We start from the raw sequence: 4,013 nt of genomic DNA on the forward strand, positions 1-4,013 counted from the left end.
CGTGGCGCTGCCGTGTAGAACCTGGCCCATAGCTCCTCCCGCCGTCCGTGTTGGTCAATCGTACCACCACACTGCAGGATCAAACACCTAGTGATGTCACTGCCCGCAAAGGAGAAATGGCACTGGTGGCATGCGCGCTCCCTCGATCGACGGGTTGCGAGATACCGGTGTTAAACATGGGTCACAAGGAGCTGTCGCGGCTCGACACACCGCAGCGGGTCGAGCGCCGTGAGCTGCGCACGGATGATGCTGCAGTCCTGCTGTGCGTATGGCGACGAGAGGTATTTCGGATGCTGGCGGCGGTTCGCGAGCGTGGCGCGGAAGGTTTGGTGTCGGGCAAGCGCGGGCGACAGAGCAACCGCCGCCTCTAACCGTCACAAACCGAGATGGCGATCGCGTTGCCACGCGAGCATTATCAGGATTTCGGGCAATCTTTCGCGGCTGAGAAGCTGATCGAGCAGCATGATATTCGGATCAGCCACGAGACGCTTCGTAAACTGATGATCCAGCTCGGTTTTGGACGACCAGACAAGCCCGGCGACGTCGGGTATACCAACCACGATATCGGCGTGACTGCGTCGGCGAGCTAATCCAGCTCCGCGGTTCGCAGCACCGCTGGTTTGAGGATCGCGGCCCGAAGATGACACTTTTGGTGTTTATCGACGACGCGACCAGCCGTCTCAAGGATCTGTAGTTGGAAAGGTCGGAGACTGCCTTTGCGTATAGGACGACGGTGAGCGAGTACATCGCCCGGCACGGCAAGCCGGTCGCCTTCTACTCGGACAAGCACAGCGTCTTTCGCAACAATGTGGCTTCGGCCCGAGTCGACGGCATGACCCACTTCGGCCGGGCGCTCGACAGCCTGAATATCGAGGTCAGCTGCGCAAACTCCGCGCCCGCAAAAGGTCGGGTTGAACGAGTGCACGAAACGCTGCAGGATCGCCTGGTCAAGGAGATGCGGCTCGTTGGCATCTCGACGGTCGAAGCGACGAAGGCTTTCTTCCCGGCGTTCATCGAGCAGCACAACGCGCAGTTCGCCAAGGCGCCGTTCCACGATAAGAATCTGCATCGTCCGTTGGCAGCACGATGACGTGGATTTCGCGATGACCTGGCGCGGGGAGCGAGCACTGACTGCAGCGCTGACACTCCGTTACAACAAGCTCATGTTCATGCTCGAACCGATCGATCCGGCGCGGCGCGCAAGCTCGCCCGCAAGGGCGTGTCGATCTTCGAATACCCGGACAGACGGTTGGAGATCGGGCACGGCCACAAGGTGCTCCCCTACTCCATGTTCGACGAGATGCGACGGGTGAACCAGGCCGCGGTGGGCGACAACAACCAACTCGGCGCAGCGTTGGAAATGGCGCGGCTAATCCAGTCGGCGGCTCCTCACTATTGCAAGCGCAACAACAACGCCCCGAAACGGCAGTCTCTGCCGTGCACCCTGCTCGAGGTCGCTGTGGCTCCCTCTGCCGAGGATGATTCTGGCAGGCGCGCTGGGTCGACGACTATAACACCGAGCGACCTCACTCCTCGCTCGGCTAGGCCACACCGGCGGCATTCGCCGCCGAACTCGAAAAGAAACGGGCGGGTTTAAACCCGCCCGTTGCTTCACCCGCGCTCCTGCGCGACAACAACGGTCGGTCTTTGGTTGCCGCTGGATGAAAGACGGAGGTCAAGTCAGAAGCCGTGCACGGGGTGGGGCAATAGCCCCCAGGAACTTCCCACGCGCCCGCCGCCGCCAGCGCTTAGATCCGCGCGTCGGCCGGCGCGCGGTCCCTCCTATGGACTACCGCCACTATTCAACCACCAATGACATCTCTACTTTGCGGAAATGATGACTTGTCTACTTTGCCGCAACACGAAAGCAGCGCTTAGCAGTTCGAGTTCTGTATTCACCAGGCCAGTTCGAAGACATATTTCGACGTCCGCCATGTCCCCCGCAAGTGGACCTCGCCCCACCTTACGATCTGCTCCGTCAGCAAATCGACATGTGCGCTACCAGCGATAAAGCTCATGTTGAAACCCAGATGAACTGGTGGAAGTTGGGCCCCTTCACCTTCCGCTGTGCCCGCTCCAACTGAGCAGTCAGATCGAGGGTGGAGAAACGCGATCGGAGCCCGGCGGTCTTCCCGAACAGCTGGGTATCGTCGAGGCCCATGTTTGAAGTAAACGGCCCCGATCCTTTCCATTGCGATTAAGCCGGAGTGGCTACAGTCCCAGGGCGCGCGCTACTCCCGCGCCGTACGCTGGCTCGCACCGGGTGCAGTTGTCGATGTGCCGCTGCTTGATGAATGCGGGGGCGTCACTGAGCGCTGCAGCCGTATTGGCAAAGAGGGTGTTGCGTTGCTCGATGCTCATGAGCAGAAACAAGCGACGCGGTTGCGAAAAATAGTCGTCGTCGTCCTGCCGAAAATCCCAAAAATCAGCATCGCCGGTAATCCTAAGCGGCGGTTCGCGATAACTCGGCTGATCCTGCCATTGGCCGAAGCTGTTAGGATGATAATGCTTCGTCCCGCCGTAATTGCCATCCATCCGGCCCGCGCCATCGCGATGGTTTGACGAAACCGGGCAACGCGCAGCATTCACCGGAATTTGGTGGTGATTAACCCCCAGTCGATAGCGCTGGGCATCGCTGTAAGCGAAAAGGCGCGCCTGCAGCATTTTGTCCGGTGAGACGCTAATCCCCGGGACAAGATTGTTAGGCGCAAAAGCGCTTTGCTCGATATCTTGGAAGAAATTATCGGAGTTGCGGTTGAGCGCGAACTCCCCGACCTCGATCAGTGGATAGTCCTCCTTGTACCAGACTTTCGTCAGGTCGAACGGGTGGACGCGGTAGGTTTCGGCTTCGGCTTCCGGCATGATCTGCACGAACATCTTCCAGCGCGGAAACTCGCTCCGCTCGATCGCGTCGTACAGGTCGCGCTGGTGGCTCTCGCGATCACTCGCGATAACGGAACCAGCCTGCTCGTCCGTGAGGTTTTCAATACCCTGCTGGGTCTTGAAGTGAAACTTTACCCAGAAGCGTTCGCCAGAGGCATTGTAGAAGCTGTAGGTATGGCTGCCAAAGCCGTGCATGTGCCGATAGCTGCGCGGAATGCCGCGATCCGACATCACGATCGTGACCTGGTGGAGTGCCTCGGGCAACAGCGTCCAGAAATCCCAGTTATTTGTTGCGCTGCGCATATTTGTCCTTGGATCGCGCTTAACCGCCTTGTTGAGATCTGCGAATTTGCGGGGATCGCGGACGAAAAAGACCGGCGTATTATTGCCGACCATGTCCCAATTGCCTTCATCCGTATAGAATTTGAGCGCAAAGCCTCGGATGTCGCGCTCGGCATCGGCTGCGCCGCGCTCGCCCGCGACTGTGGTGAACCGGGCGAACATCTCGGTCTGCTTGCCGATCTCGGCGAACATGGACGCGCGGGTGTAAGCCGAGATATCGTTTGTAACCGTGAACGTACCAAAAGCGCCCGATCCCTTCGCGTGCATGCGCCGCTCGGGGATAATCTCGCGATTGAGGTTGGCGAGTTTCTCGATCAACCACACGTCTTGCATCAGCAACGGTCCGCGTGGCCCTGCCGTGATACTGTTTTCGTTATCGACAACGGGCGCGCCGAAAGCGGTCGTCAAGCGGGTAAATGGTCTACCCATTGTCTGTTCATGATTGTCGGCCATCGTCATTCCCCTTCGTCAGATGAGCGCGACATTAGGGTAAGCGACGGCTAGCGTGAGTTAGGCGCTGCGAGTGCGCGCGGGGATGCCATTAGCGTTTGCAGGGCCCGCTGTCATCGACCGACCGCCGCATTATATCCTTATGAGCAGTGTGCGTTGTGTTCGCGCGGACAGTCGACATTACGATCATTGGGAGCTTGACCAGGGAAGACCTTCAACGGCCGGTCGCCATCGAGGACATTCGGAACCTTCAGGCGCGCTACGTCAGATTAGCCGACGGCCGGGACTGGCAGGGCTTGAGCCACCTCTTTCTTCCCAACGCGGCATTCACTGTATAA

General features: G+C 59.2%; 5 protein-coding genes and 1 pseudogene. 5 read left to right on the top strand and 1 reads right to left on the bottom strand.

All coding sequences use genetic code 11. The features are described 5' to 3' along the window. Positions 1-176: 176 nt before the first annotated feature. The 4 genes and pseudogenes from RH90_RS24045 to RH90_RS23660 form a co-directional block, all read left to right on the top strand. A complete protein-coding gene (locus RH90_RS24045) occupies positions 177-371 on the top strand; it encodes a hypothetical protein (protein WP_029625494.1) in 195 nt (64 codons plus the stop codon). A gap of 15 nt (positions 372-386) precedes the next feature. Beyond that, complete coding sequence (locus RH90_RS24050; RefSeq protein WP_029625495.1) at positions 387-590, top strand: hypothetical protein; 204 nt, start codon at positions 387-389, stop codon at positions 588-590. A gap of 143 nt (positions 591-733) precedes the next feature. Next, the gene (locus RH90_RS24055; RefSeq protein WP_010188210.1) at positions 734-1,090 is read left to right on the top strand and encodes a hypothetical protein; all 357 of its coding nucleotides are present in this window, start codon (positions 734-736) and stop codon (positions 1,088-1,090) included. Positions 1,091-1,491: 401 nt separating this feature from the next. After that, positions 1,492-1,665 (top strand): annotated as a pseudogene (locus tag RH90_RS23660) (integrase core domain-containing protein); the annotation flags it as partial. A 546-nt stretch (positions 1,666-2,211) separates the two neighbouring features. Here RH90_RS23660 and RH90_RS19380 read toward each other — a convergent pair. After that, on the bottom strand, positions 2,212-3,678 hold the full coding sequence (locus RH90_RS19380; RefSeq protein ID WP_037493847.1) for a catalase: 1,467 nt from the start codon (positions 3,676-3,678) through the stop codon (positions 2,212-2,214). Between the two features lie 155 nt (positions 3,679-3,833). On the opposite strand from RH90_RS19380, the gene RH90_RS24820 reads away from it, so the two are divergent. Further along, positions 3,834-4,013 carry a nuclear transport factor 2 family protein gene (locus RH90_RS24820; protein WP_010188212.1) on the top strand — a complete coding sequence of 60 codons (180 nt, stop codon included), beginning with the start codon at positions 3,834-3,836 and terminating at the stop codon, positions 4,011-4,013.

It is taken from the genome of Sphingomonas sp. PAMC 26605 (genome assembly GCF_000241485.1).
GTDB lineage: Bacteria > Pseudomonadota > Alphaproteobacteria > Sphingomonadales > Sphingomonadaceae > Sphingomonas.

Coding starts and splice junctions, on each gene's coding strand:
- RH90_RS24045 (WP_029625494.1), top strand. CDS start 177: ATGGGTCACAAGGAGCTGTCGCGGCTCGACACACCGCAGCGGGTCGAG.
- RH90_RS24050 (WP_029625495.1), top strand. CDS start 387: ATGGCGATCGCGTTGCCACGCGAGCATTATCAGGATTTCGGGCAATCT.
- RH90_RS19380 (WP_037493847.1), bottom strand. CDS start 3,678: ATGGCCGACAATCATGAACAGACAATGGGTAGACCATTTACCCGCTTG.